Source organism: Leptolyngbya sp. NIES-2104, assembly GCF_001485215.1.
GTDB lineage: Bacteria > Cyanobacteriota > Cyanobacteriia > Leptolyngbyales > Leptolyngbyaceae > Leptolyngbya.
This window is the reverse complement of sequence record NZ_BBWW01000001.1, coordinates 1456445-1478771: the sequence shown is the minus strand read 5'-3', so window position 1 is coordinate 1478771 and position 22327 is coordinate 1456445. Positions and strand designations below refer to the sequence as shown.

The 22327-nt window shown below is 47.2% G+C and carries 22 protein-coding genes and 1 riboswitch; of the genes, 9 read left to right on the top strand and 13 right to left on the bottom strand.

Features of this window, described 5'->3' with window-relative positions; all coding sequences use genetic code 11:
* Positions 1-93: 93 nt before the first annotated feature.
* The 3 genes from NIES2104_RS06770 to def form a co-directional block, all read right to left on the bottom strand.
* Complete coding sequence (locus NIES2104_RS06770) at positions 94-1434, bottom strand: PrsW family glutamic-type intramembrane protease (RefSeq protein WP_058996959.1); 1341 nt, start codon at positions 1432-1434, stop codon at positions 94-96.
* Between the two features lie 146 nt (positions 1435-1580).
* On the bottom strand, positions 1581-1784 hold the full coding sequence (locus NIES2104_RS06765; RefSeq protein WP_058996957.1) for a hypothetical protein: 204 nt from the start codon (positions 1782-1784) through the stop codon (positions 1581-1583).
* 55 nt (positions 1785-1839) lie between these two features.
* The gene (def, locus tag NIES2104_RS06760) at positions 1840-2403 is read right to left on the bottom strand and encodes a peptide deformylase (RefSeq protein ID WP_058996954.1); all 564 of its coding nucleotides are present in this window, start codon (positions 2401-2403) and stop codon (positions 1840-1842) included.
* Positions 2404-2552: 149 nt separating this feature from the next.
* Here def and NIES2104_RS06755 point away from each other — a divergent pair, with 149 nt between their 5' ends.
* Positions 2553-3452, top strand: a complete 900-nt coding sequence (locus tag NIES2104_RS06755) for an ABC transporter permease (protein WP_059001596.1) — start codon at positions 2553-2555, stop codon at positions 3450-3452.
* Positions 3453-3454: 2 nt separating this feature from the next.
* Here the strand turns inward: NIES2104_RS06755 and NIES2104_RS06750 are convergent, their stop codons facing one another.
* The gene (locus NIES2104_RS06750) at positions 3455-3835 is read right to left on the bottom strand and encodes a hypothetical protein (protein WP_058996953.1); all 381 of its coding nucleotides are present in this window, start codon (positions 3833-3835) and stop codon (positions 3455-3457) included.
* 317 nt (positions 3836-4152) lie between these two features.
* Positions 4153-4662: an allophycocyanin subunit beta gene (gene apcB, locus NIES2104_RS06745; protein WP_059001595.1), complete on the bottom strand. Its 510-nt coding sequence runs from the start codon at positions 4660-4662 to the stop codon at positions 4153-4155.
* A 417-nt stretch (positions 4663-5079) separates the two neighbouring features.
* Between apcB and glnA the strand changes: the two genes are divergently transcribed.
* Both glnA and NIES2104_RS06735 read left to right on the top strand, forming a co-directional pair.
* Positions 5080-6498, top strand: a complete 1419-nt coding sequence (gene glnA / locus NIES2104_RS06740) for a type I glutamate--ammonia ligase (RefSeq protein ID WP_058996951.1) — start codon at positions 5080-5082, stop codon at positions 6496-6498.
* Positions 6499-6537: 39 nt separating this feature from the next.
* The gene (locus tag NIES2104_RS06735) at positions 6538-7764 is read left to right on the top strand and encodes a class I SAM-dependent methyltransferase (protein ID WP_304607998.1); all 1227 of its coding nucleotides are present in this window, start codon (positions 6538-6540) and stop codon (positions 7762-7764) included.
* A gap of 397 nt (positions 7765-8161) precedes the next feature.
* Here the strand turns inward: NIES2104_RS06735 and NIES2104_RS06730 are convergent, their stop codons facing one another.
* Both NIES2104_RS06730 and NIES2104_RS06725 read right to left on the bottom strand, forming a co-directional pair.
* Complete coding sequence (locus NIES2104_RS06730) at positions 8162-8548, bottom strand: RidA family protein (protein WP_058996949.1); 387 nt, start codon at positions 8546-8548, stop codon at positions 8162-8164.
* Positions 8545-8973 (bottom strand): NUDIX hydrolase, encoded by a 429-nt coding sequence (locus tag NIES2104_RS06725; RefSeq protein ID WP_058996946.1) that lies wholly within the window; start codon positions 8971-8973, stop codon positions 8545-8547. Before NIES2104_RS06725 ends, NIES2104_RS06730 begins: the two co-directional genes overlap by 4 nt.
* Here NIES2104_RS06725 and malQ point away from each other — a divergent pair.
* From malQ to NIES2104_RS06700, 5 genes are all read left to right on the top strand, one after another.
* The gene (gene malQ / locus NIES2104_RS06720) at positions 8965-10590 is read left to right on the top strand and encodes a 4-alpha-glucanotransferase (RefSeq protein WP_339375067.1); all 1626 of its coding nucleotides are present in this window, start codon (positions 8965-8967) and stop codon (positions 10588-10590) included. The two genes, NIES2104_RS06725 and malQ, sit on opposite strands and share 9 nt — an antisense overlap.
* 51 nt (positions 10591-10641) lie before the next feature.
* Positions 10642-10784: riboswitch (cobalamin riboswitch) on the top strand.
* A 41-nt stretch (positions 10785-10825) separates the two neighbouring features.
* Positions 10826-11581, top strand: a complete 756-nt coding sequence (locus NIES2104_RS06715; protein ID WP_058996943.1) for an energy-coupling factor ABC transporter permease — start codon at positions 10826-10828, stop codon at positions 11579-11581.
* Positions 11578-11868, top strand: coding sequence for an energy-coupling factor ABC transporter substrate-binding protein (locus NIES2104_RS06710; RefSeq protein ID WP_058996942.1), 291 nt, complete (start codon positions 11578-11580; stop codon positions 11866-11868). Before NIES2104_RS06715 ends, NIES2104_RS06710 begins: the two co-directional genes overlap by 4 nt.
* A complete protein-coding gene (gene cbiQ, locus NIES2104_RS06705; RefSeq protein WP_058996940.1) occupies positions 11869-12654 on the top strand; it encodes a cobalt ECF transporter T component CbiQ in 786 nt (261 codons plus the stop codon).
* Complete coding sequence (locus NIES2104_RS06700) at positions 12651-13478, top strand: energy-coupling factor ABC transporter ATP-binding protein (RefSeq protein ID WP_058996938.1); 828 nt, start codon at positions 12651-12653, stop codon at positions 13476-13478. Before cbiQ ends, NIES2104_RS06700 begins: the two co-directional genes overlap by 4 nt.
* Positions 13479-13515: 37 nt before the next feature.
* Here the strand turns inward: NIES2104_RS06700 and NIES2104_RS06695 are convergent, their stop codons facing one another.
* The 4 genes from NIES2104_RS06695 to NIES2104_RS06675 form a co-directional block, all read right to left on the bottom strand.
* Positions 13516-14649, bottom strand: coding sequence for a restriction endonuclease, SacI family (locus NIES2104_RS06695; protein ID WP_058996936.1), 1134 nt, complete (start codon positions 14647-14649; stop codon positions 13516-13518).
* Positions 14592-15458 carry a DNA adenine methylase gene (locus NIES2104_RS06690; RefSeq protein ID WP_058996935.1) on the bottom strand — a complete coding sequence of 289 codons (867 nt, stop codon included), beginning with the start codon at positions 15456-15458 and terminating at the stop codon, positions 14592-14594. Before NIES2104_RS06690 ends, NIES2104_RS06695 begins: the two co-directional genes overlap by 58 nt.
* Positions 15459-15956: 498 nt before the next feature.
* Positions 15957-16607 (bottom strand): response regulator transcription factor, encoded by a 651-nt coding sequence (locus tag NIES2104_RS06685; protein ID WP_058996933.1) that lies wholly within the window; start codon positions 16605-16607, stop codon positions 15957-15959.
* Positions 16608-16996: 389 nt separating this feature from the next.
* Positions 16997-17425, bottom strand: coding sequence for a ferredoxin (locus NIES2104_RS06675; RefSeq protein WP_058996929.1), 429 nt, complete (start codon positions 17423-17425; stop codon positions 16997-16999).
* A gap of 120 nt (positions 17426-17545) precedes the next feature.
* On the opposite strand from NIES2104_RS06675, the gene NIES2104_RS06670 reads away from it, so the two are divergent.
* The gene (locus NIES2104_RS06670) at positions 17546-19951 is read left to right on the top strand and encodes a glycoside hydrolase family 65 protein (RefSeq protein ID WP_058996927.1); all 2406 of its coding nucleotides are present in this window, start codon (positions 17546-17548) and stop codon (positions 19949-19951) included.
* Here the strand turns inward: NIES2104_RS06670 and NIES2104_RS06665 are convergent.
* Positions 19944-20510, bottom strand: coding sequence for a Uma2 family endonuclease (locus NIES2104_RS06665; protein ID WP_058996925.1), 567 nt, complete (start codon positions 20508-20510; stop codon positions 19944-19946). The genes NIES2104_RS06670 and NIES2104_RS06665 overlap by 8 nt on opposite strands.
* 34 nt (positions 20511-20544) lie before the next feature.
* Positions 20545-22254, bottom strand: a complete 1710-nt coding sequence (ureC, locus tag NIES2104_RS06660) for an urease subunit alpha (RefSeq protein ID WP_058996923.1) — start codon at positions 22252-22254, stop codon at positions 20545-20547.
* Between the last annotated feature and the right edge of the window lie 73 nt (positions 22255-22327).

Genomic DNA, 22327 nt, shown 5'->3' with positions numbered 1-22327 from the left:
TGAGCGTAGTGATCCAGCGTTGCAAATTACGTCACACTAAAGACGAACTCATTCCGAAATTGAGTACCTCGAAAGATAGAATTTTTCGTAGCGCTAGGATTTTAAGCGGGTGGCGAAGTTCTGCGATCGATTTGGCGACAAACTTCGAGCTTTCAGAATTGCAGCCGCCAGAAACGCATAAGACACCATGCCGACGAGCGCAAGTAGAATTTCGCTCACACTGCCCATCACGTTCCACAGCGCATGAAGTCCAGAAGCAGTGAGATAGCCGATAAGAAGAATTAACCAGCTTTGTCGAGGTTTGAGAACTGCCAGCCCAATAAAGTAGCCGAAATATCCGCTGTACGCCATGTGTCCCGAAATGGCACCAAGCAATCGCGGAATCAAAACTTGCAAGCCTCGAAGCTGATCCCATCCGGTTCCCAGTTGTAGAGAAGTGGTTTGGATCATGTCTGGAACGTATTGCCCTAGGGTTTCAACTAAGGTAAATCCAACAGCGGAAGCAGCACCCAAAAGAATACCGTCGAGCGGTTCCCAGATTCCGACTCGATCGTTCCACGGGGCAGGCAAAAATCGCCCGATTAAAAACAGTACCGCTAACGGAATCGCTTTGAGCAGTTCTTCCATCAATCCCGCTCCGAAGAACATCCGAATCAATAACTCAAGAGGATTGATCGGTTCTCCAGGCGTTGGAACTTGTCCCGGTAAGATGTTCCGAAAGATTTCAACAAATAGCGGTAAAACAGGACTGCGAAGTAAAAAGTATGTTCCCATTGCAGCTAAAACCATCACCCACCAGGGTTTTCTCTTGCCGCAGAGTTGATAAACAAAATAAAACCCAACCAGCGCGATATATCCTGCTAATAGTCGATTGAATAGTAACGGTTGTCCAACTGCAACAAATAAGGAAACAACAAAGACAATTGTGATGACACTCGGAACAAGATAAGCTTTTCGGGTTAGTTCTCGCCCGGTAGAAACGATCGGGAAAAGCTGCGTCAACGTGACTGAATCCGTTGGCATCGGAACGGACACATCAGCTTCAATCACGGCTGAATTTTCCTGATAGGAATCACCGTAGTATTCAAAGATAAAATCGGGTCCATCGCTGCCTAAAGTGACGCGATCGCCAGATTTCAAAACCTGACATCCTCTCAACCGCTGCCCGTTCAAATACGTGCCATTCGAGCTATTGAGGTCACAAATCCACCAGGACGGACGCTCTGCTTCAGTCGGTTCACACGGGCGAACTTCGGCATGACGGCGCGAAACTGACGCGAACAACAGCGGATCGATCACGATTTGACAACGGGGATCGCGTCCGATCGCAGTCACGTCATCGATCGATAAAGCATGTACCAGTAATTTCGAGTCAGAAGGATTGCCGATCGACAGTTGCCGAAGGCAGGCTATGGTACTAATATCGCCCGTCATAGAAGAAGTTCGAGCAGTGGGCGTTCGCGCTAGACATACGGTAGAAACAGGGAAACGAAGTTAATTTCTAGCGCACATTCTATACGTATCTTGGGATCTCTATCATGTTTAGATCCCGACAACCAGCAAACCCTTAGAAATCTTTATTATTGATTGTTGGCTCTGGCATCAGCGACCGCTGCGATAAAGGAAATGACGGTTAAAGGAGCACTGATCGCCAGAATAATCCCGGTGATCATTGAGCCGTATTCTGGATTGCCTGAAGTGAGTTCAAACACGCATCCGACCGCAGCGATCGCAGCCACGCAAGATACACCGAGAAATAAACCGCTTTTGGGGGTCATGATCATAAGACGTTTTCCTCAAAGACTAAAAAACCGCCAGTGTTCTGACGGTTAGCCTTTATTATCGGACGGCGCGGACATCATTCGCAGAGAAGCCGCGTTTTTTCAGTTCTTGAGTTAGGGCAAGTTGGTTATTGACGCGATCGACAAACAGAACGCCGTTCAAGTGGTCGATTTCGTGCTGGATACAGCGAGATAACAAACCATCAGCGGTGATCGTTCTCATACGTCCGGTTTCGTCTTTGAAAGAAACCTCGATCGTTTCAGGTCGATCGACATCGAGATAAACACCTGGAATACTGAGGCAACCTTCTTGACCGCTACAGGTCTGAGTGCCGAATTTTTTAATTACCGGATTAATCAACACCAGCGGTTGCGCTTCGGGTTTGTCCGGTTCGATATCGATCACGATAATTTGTTTGTGAATCCCAACTTGAGGAGCCGCAAGCCCGATGCCATCTTCGCTGTACATCGTTTGCAGCATTTGACGGGCGATTTCGCGCACTTCATCATCCACCTTCGCCACTCGTTTCGCAGGCTGACGCAAGACGCGATCGCCCATGTGGTGCATTTTTAAGGGCGGATTTTCTAACTTTTTCTTCTCAACCAGAACTACAGAAGACATGGGATGGTTCACCTAAAAATGGAGATAGAAGGTCGGACTGATTCCGTGTTAGCTCTATTTTAGCGAATCCGGGACGAATTCAGTGGAAGCTTCGGATGCTGGTTTTGAATTCGGATGCTACAAGGGTTTCGCGCATTGAGGGAGAAAAGATGGTTCGGTTCTTCACGAAATTGGATTATTTGTTTCGCGAAACGTTACTCGGATTGTGGCGTGGAGGTTGGATGAATTGGGCAGCGGTGAGTATGGTGACGGTGCTGCTGTTTCTATTCGGAGTGAGTCTACAGGCTTCTTGGCAGTTGGAGAGCTTGCTGACTCAGTTTGGGAGTCAGTTGGAAGTGTCGGCTTATCTTGAAACGGGGGTGTCAGCGGATGTTTTGCGATCGGTTGTCGAACGATTGCCGGAAGTTGCATCGGTGCAAGATGTTTCTAAAGAGCAAGCTTGGAGCAATTTGGTTCAAGAACTCGGTTTGTCGAACCTTAGAGACGCAACGCAGCAATTAGAGGGAAATCCATTAGTAGATGAATTGAAAGTAAAAGCGCGATCGTCTGAGTCTGTGCCGACTTTGGCAGAGAAGCTGAAAAAAATTCGGGGAGTCGAAGAAGTTCAGTATGTTGGCGAAGCGGTTCAGCGGATTGCTCAGTTGAATAAAGGATTTAACTGGATGAGTACCGCAACGATCGCAGTATTAACCGGAACCGCGATCGCGGTCATTAATACAACAATTCGATTTATCGTTTTGGCAAGACGAAAAGAAATTGAAATTATGCAGCTTGTCGGAGCTACTCGAAGCTGGATTTATTTGCCGTTTCTAACTCAAGGAGTGGCGTTTGGCGTGCTGGGAGCGGCGATCGCGTTTTCTCTCATTCAGGCGATTCAAAAATTTATCCGCCATCAACTGAGCGGACAAGCAGAATTTGTGCAATTTCTCACCACTGCCACATCGCATTCGATTAATTTACTAGCGCTGCCCTTGATTCTGTTGGCGTTTGGCGGAATGGTTGGATTGGTGGGAAGTGTATTAGCTGTGAGACGATTTGCCAAGATTTGAGCTTATCCGATCGAAACTGTTCTCAACTGATGACAGGCTTTTAGTCCGAGTGAGGGATTCGATCGATAGTTATCGGTCGGACTCCACACGCTCAATTGTCGCTCTGCTGAAATGAAATACAGATAAGCCGCTGTTGGGTCATATTTCAGCCCGACTTTTAGGTTTGAGAAATCATCTTCGCAAATCTCAAAGCCAAATCGCACGACGACCTGAGCGACTAAGCATTCTGGCGTATCTTGCGTTTCACCGAGTGCGTCGCGTTCTTGCCAAAACGTATCGAGAAATGATTCCAAAATCGGCAGCATTTTCTCAGGCGCACCGTTACGGCTGGCGTAAACGATCGCAGGATTGCCTTCAACGACAATGTGACAGGGAGTAGGCATAAAGAAGTTGCACACTCAAGATCACCTTTTAGCATAAGCTGTCTGCTGTGATCTTGGTCTTACCTTCGCCATTTTCGAGAAATCTACGGTTCTGGAGCTTGTTCTAAGCTTTGCAAAATGTTGATATAGAAATCGTCACATTCTTCCTATGTCCTCTCTTCGCCCCGTTTCGGCTCAATCTGCTGATTTATCCCGCTGCAAAATTGTAGAGTCGCAAAGAGCACTGCAATGGAGTGAGACGATCCATCGAATTCAAGCCTAATAGAAATGGGCAGAGAATTTTGGTTCTCTGCCCATTTCACACAAATTCAAACGCTTTAGATGTCTTTCTCGCCCAATTCTCGCGACATGTAATCAAACGGCTGATCTAGGAACCGCGTATCGGAAATCCCAGCCGCTGCCACCTGTGCCTTCACAATGTCCTTCATGATTTGAATCCCGCGCACCGTCGGACCACAAGGAACGCCCAACGAATTGTACGTTTCCCGCAATCCTTCCAGAACGCGCTCATCTAAAACATCGTTATCGCCTGCCACCAGCGCATAAGTCGCATAGCGCAAGTAATAATCCATATCGCGCAAGCAAGCTGCATAGCGACGAGTTGTATACGCATTTCCGCCCGGACGAATTAACTCTGGATTTTCGTCAAACAATTGCGATCCTGCTTGGCGTACGATTCCAGCCGCGTCCGAATTGATAAGCGCAGCCGCCTGAACGCGAGCCATTCCGGTATCAAAATAAGATTTCAGGCTATCGATCGCATTGCGATCTAAATATCGCCCTGTAATGTCGTAGTTTCTAATCAGGCTTGTCACTGCGTCCCGCATGAAAGTCTTCTCCCAAAATTGGCTCAATTTGAGTTTCGCCGAATTCCCAACCACAGCAAGCTTTAAGGAATCCGCATCGTTAAAAGATTTAAGCTCAGTTTACCACGATGGTTTGAGCCTAAGTTGAACCGTACCCCGGACGTAACCGCTAAATGAGACAAACGTTACAAATTTTAATCGGGGCGCAACGATCGCATACGTAAATCTCTGTCGGTAACATTTTTGATCGTTAATCAATACTTAATTCTGCTGAACTGATTCGATTTTGTAGCGTCCTATACAAAACTGCGTGAAACGTCTCCATACCATGATTCAGAACAGATTGTGGTGAGCGATCGACGTGAGCCTTCACGAGCGATCCAACCCGCAACAGGCGCTCAGCGTTGAGCAAGTTACGCGACTTACTAGGAGTACTTCATGGCGACCCCACAAGAGATCTTGGCAAAGATCAATGATGAAGGGATTGAGTTAATCGATCTTAAATTCATTGACACGCCAGGAATTTGGCAACACCTTACCCTGCACAGAAGCCAAATTGACGAAAGCAGCTTTACCGATGGCGTTCCATTTGATGGATCGAGTATTCGGGGTTGGAAATCGATCAATGAGTCGGATATGTCGATGGTTCCTGATCCGGACACGGCTTGGATCGATCCGTTCATGGAACACAAAACGCTGAGCATGATTTGCTCGATCAAAGAGCCGCGTACCGGACAGCCTTACAGCCGCGACCCGCGATCGATTGCCCAAAAAGCGATCGACTACCTGAAAACGACTGGTTTGGGCGACACCGCGTTCTTCGGTCCTGAAGCTGAGTTCTTCATTTTCGATGATGTCCGCTACGACCAAAACCAGCACGAAGGCTACTACCACGTAGACAGCGCTGAAGGGATTTGGAACTCTGGTCGTCAAGAACCGGGCGGAAACTTGGGATACAAGCCCCGGAACAAAGAAGGCTACTTCCCGGTTGCGCCGACCGACACCTCGCAAGATATGCGATCGGAAATGCTCTTGACGATGGCGAAATGTGGAGTCCCGATCGAGAAACATCACCATGAAGTGGCAACGGGCGGACAGTGCGAACTCGGTTTCCGTTTTGGAACACTGGTGGAGGCGGCGGACTGGTTGATGACCTACAAGTATGTGATCAAAAACGTCGGTCGTAAATACGGTAAATCGATCACGTTCATGCCGAAACCTGTCTTTGGTGACAATGGTTCTGGGATGCACTGTCACCAGTCGATTTGGAACAATGGCGAACCGACCTTTGCAGGCGACGGATACGCTGGATTGAGCCAAAACGCACTTTGGTACATTGGTGGAATTCTGAAACACGCGCCTTCGTTGCTGGCGTTCACCAACCCGACCACAAACTCTTACAAGCGCTTGGTTCCTGGATTTGAAGCTCCGGTGAACTTGGCATACTCGCAAGGGAATCGATCGGCATCGGTGCGGATTCCGCTGTCTGGAGCCAACCCGAAAGCAAAACGCTTAGAGTTCCGCTGCCCGGATGCAACCTCGAACCCCTACTTGGCGTTTGCAGCAATGCTCTGTGCAGGTATTGACGGCATCAAGAACCAGATCGATCCGGGTTCGCCGTTAGACGTAGACATCTACGAACTCAGCCCTGAAGAATTGGCGAAAGTGCCTTCGACTCCTGGATCTTTGGCGGAAGCGTTGAAGAACTTGGAAACCGATCACGATTACCTGACTTCGGGTGGTGTGTTTACGGAAGACTTCATCGAAAGCTGGATCAGCTACAAGCTCGATCGCGAAGTGATTCCAATGAGCATCCGCCCTCATCCGTATGAATTCATGCTCTACTACGATTGCTAATTCGTTCTAGAGTTTGAACCCAGAAGCGATCGAGCTGTCATGGCTCGATCGCTTTTTTCAATTCAAAATCGTTCGATCGATGACGCTACTCACGGATCAGAATTCGTTACACTTATTCATAGTCGTAGATTGCTGTTGCACACCACCATGCCCGAAGATACATTAACAAAGCTGGCATATCAGACCGTTCAGCAAGGAAAAAGCTATTTTGGATTGGTGCATAAAGCCGTCAGTACTCAACTGCTGAATATGGTTGCACCCCCTCCCGAAGTCACCAAACCAAAACCCCAGCCGCTTACGCTCGAACTGATTCAAACCATTCAAAAGCGGATGGATGCCATTCTCGAAACCGACTGGCAAGATGCTGAAAAAGGCATTTACCCAGTCAGCCTACTGTTCGACAATTCGTGGGATGATTTCTTCCGCTTCTATCCTGCGGTTTGGCTCGATATGCCGGAAATGTGGCAGCGCGTCAATGAGAAGCGCTATCAGGATTTTACATCTGAAGTTGAAACGCAAGGTTTACCGAGCTATTACGTTCAGAACTTCCATCATCAGACCAACGGGTACTTGAGTGATGAGTCTGCGAATCTCTATGATTTGCAGGTTGAACTCTTGTTTAACGGAACCGCTGACCCGATGCGGCGACGCGTGTTAGCTCCCTTGAAAGAAGGCTTAAAAGCGTTTAGTGATATACCACCGAATCAAATTAAGATTCTGGATGTTGCTTGTGGAACGGGTCGTACGCTGAGAAATATTCGTGGAACGTTGCCGAAAGCTTCACTGTACGGGGTGGATCTGTCGGCGGCTTATCTGAGAAAGGCGAATCAATTGCTGTCTCAAATTCCTGGAACTTTGCCGCAGTTGGTACAAGGGAACGGCGAAGAGCTTCCATTCTTGGATAACTATTTCCATGCGATGACGAGCGTGTTTCTATTCCACGAATTGCCACCTCAAGCGCGTCAGAACGTGATTAATGAAGCGTTCCGAGTGGTGAAACCGGGTGGAACGTTCATCATCTGTGATTCGATTCAGATGAGTGATTCACCGGAATTGTCGATCGCAATGGAGAATTTCCCCGAAATTTTCCACGAGCCGTATTACCGCCACTACACCACAGACAATTTAACCAAGCGTTTGACTGATGCTGGTTTTGAAGCCGTCTCTGAGCAGGTTCACTTTATGAGTAAGTACCTGATTGCGAAAAAGCCGATCGCAGTTTCACCGGAACCCGAAAAGGTTGCAACAGGGATCGCGATCGACTAAGTAGCAAACCCTAGACTTCTTGCGTGAACGCCTGGGCGAATAATACTGGTGGCAAATTGAAAAAATGATCACAAATCCCTCGTTCGTTGCACTGATCCGCGCCGGAATAGATCCGCGCCGGAATAGAATTCGGCGCTCCCCCAGGCGAAGTCCTGTGAACAGGACTGAAGAGGGAACGGCAAACGCTCCAGTCAGTTTCAACTGACTTCGCTTGGAGGAGCGCCGAATTCATTCCGGCGCGGACGGACAACGCAGCGCAGACACTGCGAACGATGCTGAGGTCGAATTCGCCACCGGTATTATTCTATTCGGTGAGCATTTCGGACTCACGCAAAAGGTCTAATGACTTTAAACCCTCCGATCGATTCGGAGGGTTTTTTATATCAATATCGCTCGCCTAATTCACCGTTGCAATGCAATCAATCTCGACCAACAAATCCTTTGGCAATCGTGCGACTTCAACACAGATTCGAGCAGGTGCAGTCTCTTCCTCAAAGTACTTCGCATAGACCGCATTCATCGCCGCGAAATCATTGATGTCTTTTAGGAACACGGTGGTTTTCACGACGTTCGCCATCGATGATCCAGAAGCTTCCAGAATCGCCTTCATGCTCGTCAAAGCGCGTTCAGTTTGAGCGACGATTTCCCCGGCTCCAACAATTTCCCCAGTTGCTGGATCAAGCGAAATTTGCCCGGCAACGAATACCAATCCTTGAGCCACGATCGCTTGATTGTAAGGTCCAACCGGAGCCGGAGCCGCATCAGTCCGAATCACTTTTTTCATACTCTGGGTCGCATTCCATAATTTCTGTACTGTAAATAATCGTGCAAAATGCGATCGTGATCAAAACATAAATTCTTCGGGATCTGCCAAATGTCGATAACTCGAACATTTTTCGCATCGTCTCCAGCTTTGGGTTCACCGATCGCGGTTGCAATATAGGTGATACTCATCGTGTGTTGGCGCTGATCCCGGTTCGGATCAGAATACACACCCAGCAGGTCAACCAGGTCGATTTCGAGTCCGGTTTCTTCCTGCGCCTCAAGCTGTGCTGTTTTTTCGGCTGAATTGCCGTAATCGATGAATCCGCCGGGAATTGCCCAGCCGTGGGGGGGATTGAGGCGTTCGATCAGCACGATCGGGCGGTGGGGTCGATCGACGAGTTCGATAATGATGTCAACCGTCGGAGCAGGATTGCGATGAGCCATAAAAAATTGTGTGAACGAATCTTGATTCTTCTTTCGGCAGAGATTGGCTTTTTCGGTCTTGTGTTACAGTTCCAAAAGCCTTTTCCTCGTGTTTATTCTATGTCTTTGAAGCGATCGAGCGGCGTTTTGCTGCATCCTACCTGTTTTCCCGGTCGATTTGGGATTGGTGAACTCGGAGCCGAAGCTCATCGGTTTATCGAGTTCTTGGTGCACAGTGGTCAGCAGTATTGGCAAGTTTTACCACTCGGTCCTACAGGCTATGGAAATTCGCCGTATGCGTCGTATTCGTCAATGGCAGGCAATCCGCTGCTCATTAGCTTAGAGACATTGCGCGATCGCGGTTTGCTAGAAGAATCCGATTTCTACAATCTACCGGACTTTTGGGAAAACGGGGTGGACTACGATCGCGTGTATGCAACCAAAGTTCCGCTGTGGCGAAAAGCGTATGAGGCGTTCAAACATCAACCGTCTGAGCAGCGAGAATTTGCTGAGTTTTGCACTGGGAAAGCATTCTGGCTCGAAGACTATGCGCTGTTTATGGCGCTAAAAGATGAGAACGGCGGTAAAAGCTGGTATGACTGGGAACCAGAAATCATGCAGTTTAAGCCGAATGCGATCGAGAAAGCCCAAGCCCGCTTACAAGATGAGATTAACTATCAAAAATTTCTACAGTATGAGTTCTTCTGCCAATGGATGAAGCTCAAACAACATGCAAACGAAAATGGGATTCAAATCATTGGGGACATTCCGATTTATGTCGCTCATGATAGTGCAGACGTGTGGGCTAATTCTCAGAACTTCAGACTTGATCCTGAAACCGGACATCCTGAACTGATGGCAGGTGTTCCACCCGATTACTTTAGTGCGACTGGGCAACTTTGGGGCAATCCTATCTATGATTGGGACTATCTCGAAAAGACCGACTTCAAATGGTGGATACAACGCTTTGAAGCAATGCTCGATTTAGTCGATTGGATTCGGATTGACCATTTCCGAGGCTTTCAGGCTTACTGGGCAGTGCCGCAAGGTGAAGAAACCGCGATTTACGGTAACTGGATTGAAGCTCCAGGGGATTTGTTTTTTGAGGTGCTCGATCGTAAGCTCGGAAAGCTACCGATCCTTGCAGAAGATTTAGGCGTGATCACTCCAGAGGTTGAAGCACTCAGAGATAAATTTGAGTTTCCTGGGATGAAGATTGTTCACTTTGCATTTGGGTCTGATCCGGGCAATCCCTATCTCCCTTTTAACTATCCGCGTAACTGTCTTGTCTACACGGGAACCCACGATAACGATACGACGATCGGATGGTATGAGAGCCTTTCAGACTATGAGCGGGGTCAATTGTGGAACTATCTCGGTTGCATTAGTGATCAAGGTATTCATTGGGATTTGATCAGATTGGTAATGAGTTCAGTTGCCGTCTTATCGATCGTTCCTCTGCAAGATTTGATGGGACTGCGAACAGATGCCCGAATGAATGCACCTGGAAAAGCAGAAGGAAACTGGGGGTGGCGATATCGCTCTGATTTGTTGAGCGATGAAATTCGCGATCGATTTGCTAGCCTCACGCATCTATTTGGACGTGCCCCACAAAAGAGCGAGGATCAACCGGATTGAAACGATGTTGCAGTGAGTAACGGTTAGATTGAGCAAAATGCTCAACGGTGGTACGCTGAGGTTTGCATCGGTTCTAGCGGGAAGCAGTCGCTAGAGGTAACGGGGAAAGAGTAGTGCAAAGCTACCGCTGTCCCGCAACTGTGATGAGATTACTTCTCTGAGCCAGAATGCCCGCCGAAGCCGCTCAGCGTGCCATGCTGATTGATTATCAAACCGTCTGCGAGGTACAGACTCAGTGAAACATCATAAATTATTGCGCCTTACTGCAATCGTAGGGCTAAGTTCTTATTTGATTATCGGTTCTCCCACTCCTGCCCATGCGATGCACATCATGGAAGGGTTTCTACCGGTCGAGTGGGCGATTTTTTGGTGGGTTGTGTCGATTCCATTTTTTGTCGTGGGAGTACGATCGCTGACACGCATCACGCGACAAAATCCCCAACTTAAACCGCTACTGGCGTTAGCGGGTGCCTTTACCTTTGTGTTATCGGCGCTGAAAATTCCATCGGTGACGGGGAGTTGTTCGCATCCGACTGGAACTGGATTAGGTGCGATTTTGTTTGGTCCGTCGGTGATGTCGGTGTTGGGTGGACTCGTGCTGCTGTTTCAGGCATTGTTACTCGCGCATGGTGGACTGACCACATTAGGAGCGAATGCGTTTTCGATGGCGATCGTAGGTCCTTTCGTGGCGTACGGGGTCTATCATTTGATTCTGCAAACTGGACATCAAAAAGTCGCGATCTTTTGTGCGTCAGCTTTGGAAAATTTGCTTACTTACGTCACGACCTCGATTCAGTTAGCGTTGGCGTTTCCAGCCGCACAAGGGGGGTTCGTCGCTGCATTTCTCAAGTTTGCGGGAATTTTTGCGGTGACTCAGGTGCCACTGGCAATTAGTGAAGGATTGCTCACCGTTCTGGTGTGGAATTGGCTGCAATCTTACGGACGGGAAGATTTGGAAACTTTGAATCTACTCAAGCAGGAGCAATCATGAAATCGTCAAAGCTGCAAAATTGGGGATTAGCGATCGCGGTGATTGTTCTAGCAGTTTTTCCGCTCTTGTTTGTTAAAGGGGAATTTAGTGGATCAGATGGTCAGGCTGAAACTGCGATCGGGGAACTTAAACCGGGATATGAGCCTTGGTTTAAACCATTCTTTGAACCGCCAAGTACAGAAGTCGAAAGTCTATTGTTTGCTTCACAAGCCGCATTAGGGGCGGGTGTCATTGGCTTTGTGATTGGGCGCTATCGAGGCAGAACTGAGAAACGGGAGCAGAAGTAATTGCATCATCACTTGGATGTTTATGCTTATCAGAATCGATTGCGCCCGATCGCTCCTGTGCAGAAATTTGGATTCGCGATCGTAGTTCTCATGATTGCGCTAGTTGTGCATCCGATTCCACAGTTTCTTATCATGGTTTGGTTGGCGGTTTGGACGATCGCCTATGCGCGAATTCCTGCTCCAGTCTATTTTCAACTGTTAGCCGTAGCTGGAATCTTTTTGTTAACCAGTATTCCAGCTTTGGTGCTGAATGCAGTTGCGATTGATCAAATTGCAGCTATTCAGAATGACGAACTTCAAGGCGTTGCAATTGGAAGCGGGTATCTATTCATCAGCCGCAGTGGAATCATTCAAGCATTCCAGATTGCAATGCGATCGCTTTCCTGTACGTCTTGTTTATTGTTCATTCTGTTTACGATTCCATTCACTGATTTGCTGAATCTGTTTCGACAGTTACGGGTGCCAACGCTGATTACTGAACTATTACTGTTAATGTATCGATTTGTCTTCTTGTTTTTTGATGTTGTGACCGAATTGCAGTTTGCACAGCAAGCAAGAGGCGGATATCGGACGCGGAAACGATGGATGCATAGTGTGGGATTATTGATTAGTCAATTGTTAGTGCGATCGCTGCATCACTATCGCGATTTTTCCCTTGCGCTGAATGCTCGTGGGTTTAATGGAACCTTTGAGGTGTATTCAACTCAGAAGCATTATTACTCCAAACGATATGCGATCGAGTCAGTGTTAGGCTGTGTTGGATTGCTGATTTTAGAGTTCAGATGATGCAGCCGCTACTTGAGTTTCAGGACGTGTCTTATCGCTATCCAAACAGCGATCGGTTTGCGGTGCAACAGTTGAGTTTTCAGATCTTAGCAGGACAGAAAACTGCGATCGTGGGACATAATGGCTGTGGTAAATCAACCTTGCTCTTTCTTGCCGATGGACTGTATCGCGTGAATGCTGGAACAATTCGCTGGCGAGGAGAACCGTTAAAATATCATGCTGCTGCTCTGAATCAATGGAGACAGCGAATCGGACTCGCCTTTCAAGATCCAGAACGGCAATTAGTTGCAGCAACAGTGAGTGAAGACATCTCTTACGGGCTGTGCAATTTGCAGCTTACGAAATCAGAAATTGCTCAACGATTACAGCAAACTTTGATCGATTTCTCTCTAAAAGACTTAGAGCATTGTCCGCTTCATCATTTGAGCTTGGGACAAAAGCGCAGAGTTGCGCTTGCGGGTGTGATGGCACTACAGCCCGAACTGTTACTTTTAGATGAGCCAACCGCTTATTTGGATAAACGGCAAACTAGCAATTTGTTTCGAGAACTAGATCGAATTCATGACAAGGGAACAACGATCGCGATCGCGACTCATGATCTCGATTTGGTTTACGCTTGGGCGGATTGGGTGATTGTTCTAGATGCAGGGCAGGTGATTCTTGTCGATCGGACTGAAACTGTTTTCTCGAATGTGGCGTTACTCGAACAGTTACAGCTTGGATTGCCGACGTTGTTAGAAATTTGGTCGCTTTTGCCTGAATCTGTGCGGCGATCAACTCCGCCAAGAACGATCGCCCAATGGCGTGAATATCATCAAAGGTAGAGCGATCGACAATAGAGACAACGGCTAAAGATGTGTTTCAGATCTCCTCCATTCCCGTTTCTGCTGCTTGCCTCATTGCTAAAAAAGCTTCTTTAACAGGCTGACTCACAGCGCTTTGCGGTTCTGTCAGAAGCAGCGTCTGATAAGCTTCCAGAAATCTACTTCTCAAACGATGAAATAGATGTAGGAAATGGCGAATGAATCCGATACAATCTAGAACTACGAATTCTATTCCGCCTGTTTCTTGATACATCGAACGTGCATAATCCTGAACCTCTTTGTCGATCGCTTCCGTTGTGATGAAAATATAGTTATCAACTCGTTTTTCACTAGCAGACAATTTTTGCAATGCTCGATCAAGATCTTCGCGTGTAATCCGCTTATTCTTCATTTCGTAGCTGGTCACAACTTCATCATCAGCAAGCAAAGTAATTTCGACATCACCTAATGCACCTGTTTGAAGATCAGCCGCATTGTGCGCTTGTAGCATGAGAACTCTTTCTCCAAGAAACTGTTCGGCAGACTGATACACAGCGGCGATTGCAAGCACCGGAAGCCGACTTGTTCCTTTGAGGGTCAAATGTTTTTCAATTAGATTCACAATATCTTCTGATGACAAGGGTACAGCACCGTCTGTTGTTCTCAATCCTGAAACTAAGGCATCAATTCTTTGCTGTCGCTCGTTTCTATCAATCAGTAGCGATCGGACAATTTCAGCTAACAAGTCTTCTGAAGTGACGCGATTGCAGTAGACATCATCAAGGAGTGTCAGAACCGCTTGATATAACTGTGGTGGCTTTCCAACAAGATTGATTTCTGTTGTTAAAACTGTATTACGGTTGCGTAGTGCTGGGGTTAGAAACGCAGTTGTGCTATTACAGGGTAAACTGTGCTGATTGATGAAAGCAGTGATGTAGCGCTCATCATAAGTTCTACCAGAAAAAGAGTCTATGTCCCCGATTTCTGTGTACGGCTTTCTGATATCTACATCAGGACGGTGAAGTTTTGCGAGCAAACACGCCATCAGCAATCGAATACCCGCACGATTTTTGAGATTACGAGCGACGTAGGTTGTACGATCGCGAATCTCAGCAGCTAAGATAATCGGCTGTTCTAAATTTGCGTTAGCGCGTTGGAAGGCTCGATCGAGAATTTCGCTGGGGGCTGACATACGATCGGAATCTCATAATTTGTCCACAAGACTTCTGTTCGGGGTTGCTTCACGGAAAGGCATTGTTTTGAAGGGGCATCAATACAATGCCAATCCTTGTAAAGCTTGTCTAGAAGGGTACAATGGTAGCCCGATAGTGCAACTTTTCCTTTTGCGGCTCGGAGTGTTTCAGCTAATTTTTCGTGATCACGATCGCTCATCTCATATCGATAAGCATTCGCATCTCCTCGCGAATCGTGCGGATAAGGAGGATCACAATAAAACAGAGTCTCCTCGCTGTCGTAGCGCTGAATCACCTCGATCGCTGGAGCGTTCTCAATTTGCACCCGCAATAATCGCTGCACAATTTCAGAAAGTCCTTCAACACTGCCAAGCCATCGAGAAACTGCTCCTGCCATTCCTGCTCGACTAGTCAGTTTACAATGTGCCCAACGTCCCGCGCTGGCGGTTTGAGCTAGACCTGTTCTCACTTGACGCGCTCTCACAAAAAACCGTCGCGCTCGTTCGAGTTCTGTTAAATTCTCAGTCGGTTCTTCCGCAGCGATTCGGAGTTCTTCTCTCGAAAATGGAGTGAGTCCGATCGCTTGAATGAGTTCTTCTTGTCGATCGCGCAATACCCGAAAGAAATTCACCACTTCTCCGTCAATATCGTTATACGTTTCCACAAAAGCAGGAGGACGATTTAACAACACTGCCGCAGATCCAGCAAAGGGTTCACAGTAATGAGTTGCTTCTGGCAGTAACGGAAGCAGCCAATTGAGATGATTAAATTTACCGCCATACCATCCAAATGCAATCACTTTACTCATCTGCCAACCTGAACCACTCTGGAAGAGTAGTATACCTGACCGAACGTGCTCATAATCCTCAGCAATTCATTACAACTGTAACGATCGCTCTTCCCACACCTTAAGAAAAACTACAGTCAATCTCTCGATCGAGAGAAAAGCGGAGTGCTGGCTGTGGATTGAATTAAGAATTGTTAGAGAATCATAACTTACATTACTTTTTAACTTGAATATGAGAGAGGCTGATACTGTTAAGAAATCCAATCAATACGTTAAGGAAAGGTCGTATGCAGACTTCTAAAAAGCACTTGGGTGAATCGTTTGGGCTGGTGATGTTACTTGCGACTGCTTGTGCTGGATTGGTGACATTGATGTCGCAGATGTAATCAGAATTGCGTTACTTAATTTCATAAAAAATGGGCAGGAGCATTTTCGAGTTGCTCCTGCCCTTCACTTTTTTCAGCATGAATCAGGACGATCGTAAAAATTCTACGATCGTCCTTCACCAGAATTTGATCCCTACGCCATACTATTCTCGATCGCCCAGCGAGCTAACTCCGTCCGATTATGCAATCCGGTTTTACCGAGCATATTACTCACATGACTCTCGATCGTTCTTTGGCTCACATTTAATTCTTCGGCAATTTCGCGGTTCGCCATTCCTCGCGCCACAAACTGAACCACCCTTAATTCAGTCGGAGTCAACTCCACATCAAATGGAACTTGGATCTTCGGAGCATTATCGCCACCTTTTGCATCCTTGTGTTGAATCAGTCTGGAAGCTTGCTTGAGCGAAGATTCGACTTGCGCCACCAATTCTTCTGGCTCAAACGGCTTCACCATGTAAACATCCGCGCCGATATTGAGACCCTTTACGCGATCTTGGCTTTGACCCTTCGCGGAAAGAAACAACACTGGAATCCAGCTTGTCTTGGGATCTTGACGGATATTGCTTACGAGTTGATAACCATCCATTTCTGGCATCATCACATCGCAAATAATCATGTCTGGCACATCTTGTTCGAGGACTTCCAGCGCTTCCCGCCCATTTTCTGCGGTTACGACTTCATACCCTCGGAACTCCAGATAATCTTTAACCAACAGAATTAGGTTAGGGTCATCATCAATCAGCAGCAATCGTCTGTGATTCCCTGAACTGGTTTCCTTCATGCTGTGCTACTCGCTCTGCCTGAATCTAATCAACGTTTACACATGACTAAGCTATTCTACGGGTTCTGAGGGATCAGAGTCGCGTAGCGCTTCGATTGGACGGGTTACTCTGGATTACCATACTCGAATTTGATTCAAGAACTGGAAGAATCCAGATTTCTGTCTATAGGTCACGAGTCATTATATCCGACTCGTCAAGAAGTTAAACTTTTTTCAGATGAAGTTGAGAGAATCCGCTTGGATGCGGTTCTAAGAACAGTTACTTATTGCGTTTGGGAATGTTTAAACAAAGACAGAAATTACGCGGGAGTCATTGGTTTTGGCGATCGCAAATCGTTAATTCTGCGGGTGTTTGTTCAAATTCACTCTAACGGAAATTTAGCCTTTTTTTAGTCAGAAATAATACGATCTTCGTCTTTTTCAGAATTGATTTGGGGTTCGGGTAGCGGGTGTCTCAAAAACGCAAACTCTTCAACAATTCGATTGCCGATGAGATGTTCTTGAATAATCCGATCGATGATCTCCGGGGTGACGGAATGATACCAAACACCGTCAGGATAGACCACGAGAACCGGACCGCGATCGCAAACTCTCAAACAGTTAGCTTTGGTGCGAAAGATACAGCTAGGACGCTCTGTAGTTGGGGTGTCTAGCTTTAATTCACGCAGTCGTTTTTTAAGATAGTCCCATGCTTCCAGTCCCTGTTCTTTACTGCAACAGAGCGGTTTCGTTTGGTCAGCGCAAATGAAGAGATGTCGATCGATGCGATCGAGTGCCAGCGTTTGAACACAGTTAGAAAATGAATCGGATGCAGTCATAAATACACAAGATACGGAAGGATTACGATCTTTAAACTTCTACTGAAAGTCAGATGCGATTTGAACCCTGAAATCAGCAGGATAGAAGCCATCTCAATCCATTAGAAAACTTCTGCCTCAATGCTACATCGTAAACCCATCCATCCACCGAAACGCATTTACCCGCACGATCCTTGGCGCTGGGTTGAAACCCAATTCTATCCAGAGTGCCTCGCTCAGATGGAGACATTATTCTCCACGGCAAATGGCTATCTGGGAATGCGAGGAGTGTATGAAGAGGGCGATCCAGTCGCGCAGAACGGCACCTTTATTAATGGCTGTTACGAGTCGTACAAAATTGAGTACGCCGAAGACGCATTCGGGTATGCGAAAACGGGTCAAACGATCGTCAATGTCGCGGACAGCAAAATCATCAAGCTTTATGTAGACGATGAACTGTTCCATCTGCCCACGGCGAAACTGTCGAAGTTTGAACGAGCGTTGAACATGCAGACAGGAACGCTCGATCGAGAAATCATCTGGGAGACTCCATCCGGGAAGCAAGTGAGAATTCGATCGCAGCGACTCGTTTCGTTTGTGCATCGTCATGTAGCCGCGATCGATTACGAAGTGACACTGCTCAAGGGGGATGCTCCGATCATTATCTCTTCTGAGGTGCGGTACGAACCGGACAACAGTGAGGGTAGTAATGATCCTCGGTTAGCAAAGACTTTTAGTGAGCGAGTTTTACTGCCTGAACAGCATGAAGAGCTAGACCAGCGATTGATCTTGAGCCATAAAACTCGAAATAGTGGAATGGCGATCGCGTGTGGTGTGGATCATCAGTTTGAATCTGATTGTGAGTTTGACTACAGTCACGAATGTTCTGAAGATTTGGGCAAAGTTGTCTTTAGTGTGGAAGCGAAAGAGGGCGCGACGATTTGCTTGAGGAAGTTTATTACCTATCATCATTCAGAGCGGTGGGATGGTGAGGAATTGCACGATCGAGCGAGACGAACCCTCGATCGAACAATGAAGCATGGATTCGATGAACTATTAAAGAGCCAGCGTGAATTCTTAGATGATTTTTGGTATCGCAGTGACATCGAGATTGATGGAGAACCCGATCATCCCGACGAAACACCGGAACGATTGCAGCAAGCTTTGAGATTCAATCTATTTCATATCTTACAGGCTTCAGCGCGATCAGAGGGTGCGGGAATTCCGTCAAAAGGATTGACGAGTCAAGCTTATGATGGGCATTACTTCTGGGATTCAGAAATCTATGTGATGCCGTTTTTGACTTATACGGTTCCATCTGTTGCAAAAAATCTCTTGATGTTCCGCTATGGAATGCTAGATAAAGCGAGAGAACGTGCCAAAGAAGTCAGTCAAGAAGGTGCATTGTTCCCTTGGAGAACGATCAACGGCGAAGAAGCTTCCGCCTACTATGCAGCAGGAACGGCACAGTATCACATTGATGCTGATATTATGTACGCCCTGAAGAAGTACATAAAAGTGACTCAGGACGATGAATTTCTGTGTGATGCTGGTGCAGAAATGCTGGTCGAAACAGCGCGAATGTGGGTTAGCTTAGGATTTTTCTCAAAACGATCGAACAATCAATTCTGCATTCATGCAGTCACTGGACCCGATGAGTACAACACGGTTGTAGACAACAACACTTATACGAATTTAATGGCGCGAGAAAACCTTTGGTATGCTGCCAAAGTGATTCGCCATCTGCATGAGAATTATCCCGATCGCTTTGAAGCTTTAGTTGCTAAAACCCAGATTGAACTCTCTGAAGTAGACAACTGGCAGAAAGCTGCTGACAACATGTATTTTGCATTTGATGAACAGTCAGGCGTTCACCTACAGCACGACGGCTTTCTGGAGCAAGAACCTTGGGACTTTGAGAACATCCCTGCTGATAAGTATCCGTTGTTGTTACATTTCCATCCTTTGGTGATCTATCGCCACCAGGTGATCAAGCAGGCAGACATTGTACTGGCGATGTTCTTGTTAGGTCATGAATTTTCACGCGAACAAAAGCGGCGGAACTTTGAATACTATGATCCACTGACCACTGGAGATTCTTCACTGTCGGCTTGTATTCAAGCGATCGTAGCTGCGGAAATTGGCAAGATGGATCAAGCGATCGAGTATGCGCGGTATGCGACCTTGATGGACTTAGCCGATGTAGCGGGGAATGTGAAAAATGGCTGTCACATTGCATCAATGGGCGGAACCTGGATGATTATGATCTACGGATTTGCAGGATTAAGAGATTCTGACGGCAGTTTCGCTTTCCATCCACGGCTTCCGAAGACTTTAAAGCGCATGAAATTCGCTCTAATTCTACAAGGACAGCGATTAGACATTGAGATGACGCACGACAAAGCAACTTACTTATTGCAAGAAGGCGCGAAATTGTCGATCGAACATCAAGGCGAAGAGATTGTCCTGCACTCAGGGGAATCAATTGTTTGCGACATCAAGCAGTTTGATCAAATTGAAGCCTGTATTAAGGATCAATCTATGTAAACAGAGACGCGATCGACATTGTAAACCCAGGTAAGAGAGGGCTTGTAAGCTCATCACTTGGAAATAGTGTTGCAACCAGCGTCAGTGCTGCGGATTCTCGGCGGTAAACCTCCATCTGTTGAGCTTGCCAATCGATGATCCAGTACTCTCGCACACCCCGCGACGAATAGAGGCGAAGTTTGAGTTCGCGATCGCGTCTAATATTCTCCGCTCCCGATGACAGCACTTCGACCACTAATTCTGGTGCAACAATGAGATGCCCTGCTTGATCGAGTCCAGTTGCTAATCGCTCATTGCTGATCCACACGGCATCAGGAATCACGCTATCAGCATCACTGAAGACAACTCCGGGTGTAGGAACTGCTTCGCCAAGTTGAGTTTGCTGTGACCAGTCATCGAGTGCATTTGCAGCACGATTGATAGCTTTCTGGTGTTTCCAATGCGGGGCGCGAGTCACAAATAGTTCTCCGCCAATAATTTCGTAACGTCGATCGTCGATCGGCAGAAGGTCTAAATCTGCGATCGTCCATCTCATCCGCTCCGTTATCGGTTGATTCATACTCACCTCGTCGCAATGCTTCAATTTTAGCCATCTAGAACAGAAAATATCGCTGTGCCATTGGTAGAACTGTTGCTGGTTCACAAGTTAAGAGTTCTCCATCGGCTCGAACCTCATAAGTTTCTGCATCCACTTCCATGTGAGGCATCGCATCATTGAGTTTCATATCGCGTTTCGTTAAGCTGCGAATTCCAGAAACGGGCACTAACGCACGATTGAGATTGAGTGAATCGAGTCCGCCCTTTTTCAAAGATGCTTGAGAAACGAAGGTTAGGGAGATCGGCGCGATCGCACTTCCAAAACTACCGAACATCGGGCGCATATGAACAGGCTGCGGAGTCGGAATACTGGCATTTGCATCTCCCATCTGTGCCCAAGCAATCATTCCGCCTTTGATCACCATCTCTGGCTTCACACCAAACATTGCAGGTCGCCACAGACAGAGATCTGCTAACTTACCTACCTCGACTGATCCCACATGTTCAGCAATACCATGCGTGATTGCAGGATTGATCGTGTACTTGGCAACATAGCGTTTAGCTCGAAAATTATCATGTCGATCGCTATCTTCCGACAAGGCTCCCCGCTGTACTTTCATCTTGTGCCCGGTCTGCCACGTCCGAATGATTACCTCTCCGATGCGTCCCATTGCTTGCGAGTCCGAAGATAACATACTAAACGCACCCATGTCATGCAAAATATCTTCAGCCGCGATCGTTTCTCGTCGAATCCGCGATTCTGCAAAGGCGACATCTTCAGGAATGCTCGGATCAAGATGGTGACAGACCATCAACATATCTAAGTGTTCATCTAAAGTATTTAATGTGTAAGGTCGTGTTGGATTGGTCGAAGAGGGAAGCACATTCGCTTCGCCGCAAACTTTGATGATGTCTGGAGCGTGTCCGCCGCCTGCCCCTTCGGTGTGATAGGTGTGAATCACACGATTTTTGAAAGCCGCGATCGTATCTTCGACAAAGCCCGCTTCATTCAAAGTATCCGTGTGAATGGCAACCTGCACATCATAGTCATCAGCAACACTCAGACAAGTATCGATCGCGGCTGGTGTCGTTCCCCAATCTTCGTGTAGCTTCAATCCCATTGCACCCGCTTTAATCTGTTCTTCGAGTGCATCGGGTTGGCTGGCATTTCCTTTGCCTAAAAAGCCTAGATTCATCGGGAATGCTTCAGCCGCTCGTAGCATTTGATGAATGTACCAAGGTCCTGGAGTGCAAGTGGTGGCGTTCGTTCCCGCTGCGGGTCCGGTTCCACCGCCGATCATTGTTGTAATACCCGATGCGATCGCAACTTCGATCTGCTGCGGACAGATAAAGTGAATGTGCGTATCAATGCCGCCAGCGGTGAGAATCATCCCTTCACCCGCGATCGCTTCGGTTCCGGGTCCGATGATGATGGTTACATTGTCTTGAATATAGGGATTTCCGGCTTTCCCGATCGCGCAAATCTTGCCATTTTTAATTCCCACATCCGCTTTTACAATCCCCCACCAATCGAGAATCAGCGCATTGGTAATTACCGCATCGACTGCGCCATCTTCATTGGTAATCGGAGATTGTCCCATACCATCACGAATCACTTTACCGCCGCCGAATTTCACTTCATCGCCATAAGTCGTTAAATCTTGTTCGACTTCGATGATCAGTTCGGTGTCAGCGAGACGGACTCGATCGCCCACAGTCGGACCAAAGGTTTCGGCATAGGCGCGGCGATTCATGCGATAGCTCATAAGACAACCTCGGAAACTTCTCGGTTATTTATTATCGGGTGAATTCTGGAGAGATGTAGAGGGCTTTAGGATT

Bases quoted from the DNA above. Each gene is read 5' to 3' on its own strand.
- NIES2104_RS06755 (WP_059001596.1), top strand. From the start codon at position 2,553: ATGGTTCGGTTCTTCACGAAATTGGATTATTTGTTTCGCGAAACGTTA.
- malQ (WP_339375067.1), top strand. From the start codon at position 8,965: ATGAGCCATAAAAAATTGTGTGAACGAATCTTGATTCTTCTTTCGGCA.
- ureC (WP_058996923.1), bottom strand. From the start codon at position 22,254: ATGAGCTATCGCATGAATCGCCGCGCCTATGCCGAAACCTTTGGTCCG.
- NIES2104_RS06695 (WP_058996936.1), bottom strand. From the start codon at position 14,649: ATGTCAGCCCCCAGCGAAATTCTCGATCGAGCCTTCCAACGCGCTAAC.
- NIES2104_RS06685 (WP_058996933.1), bottom strand. From the start codon at position 16,607: ATGAAGGAAACCAGTTCAGGGAATCACAGACGATTGCTGCTGATTGAT.
- NIES2104_RS06725 (WP_058996946.1), bottom strand. From the start codon at position 8,973: ATGGCTCATCGCAATCCTGCTCCGACGGTTGACATCATTATCGAACTC.
- NIES2104_RS06770 (WP_058996959.1), bottom strand. From the start codon at position 1,434: ATGACGGGCGATATTAGTACCATAGCCTGCCTTCGGCAACTGTCGATC.
- NIES2104_RS06700 (WP_058996938.1), top strand. From the start codon at position 12,651: ATGATGCAGCCGCTACTTGAGTTTCAGGACGTGTCTTATCGCTATCCA.
- NIES2104_RS06670 (WP_058996927.1), top strand. From the start codon at position 17,546: ATGCTACATCGTAAACCCATCCATCCACCGAAACGCATTTACCCGCAC.
- NIES2104_RS06710 (WP_058996942.1), top strand. From the start codon at position 11,578: ATGAAATCGTCAAAGCTGCAAAATTGGGGATTAGCGATCGCGGTGATT.
- NIES2104_RS06675 (WP_058996929.1), bottom strand. From the start codon at position 17,425: ATGACTGCATCCGATTCATTTTCTAACTGTGTTCAAACGCTGGCACTC.
- NIES2104_RS06665 (WP_058996925.1), bottom strand. From the start codon at position 20,510: ATGAATCAACCGATAACGGAGCGGATGAGATGGACGATCGCAGATTTA.
- NIES2104_RS06735 (WP_304607998.1), top strand. From the start codon at position 6,538: ATGGCTCGATCGCTTTTTTCAATTCAAAATCGTTCGATCGATGACGCT.
- apcB (WP_059001595.1), bottom strand. From the start codon at position 4,662: ATGCGGGACGCAGTGACAAGCCTGATTAGAAACTACGACATTACAGGG.
- def (WP_058996954.1), bottom strand. From the start codon at position 2,403: ATGTCTTCTGTAGTTCTGGTTGAGAAGAAAAAGTTAGAAAATCCGCCC.
- glnA (WP_058996951.1), top strand. From the start codon at position 5,080: ATGGCGACCCCACAAGAGATCTTGGCAAAGATCAATGATGAAGGGATT.
- NIES2104_RS06750 (WP_058996953.1), bottom strand. From the start codon at position 3,835: ATGCCTACTCCCTGTCACATTGTCGTTGAAGGCAATCCTGCGATCGTT.
- NIES2104_RS06690 (WP_058996935.1), bottom strand. From the start codon at position 15,458: ATGAGTAAAGTGATTGCATTTGGATGGTATGGCGGTAAATTTAATCAT.
- NIES2104_RS06765 (WP_058996957.1), bottom strand. From the start codon at position 1,784: ATGATCATGACCCCCAAAAGCGGTTTATTTCTCGGTGTATCTTGCGTG.
- NIES2104_RS06730 (WP_058996949.1), bottom strand. From the start codon at position 8,548: ATGAAAAAAGTGATTCGGACTGATGCGGCTCCGGCTCCGGTTGGACCT.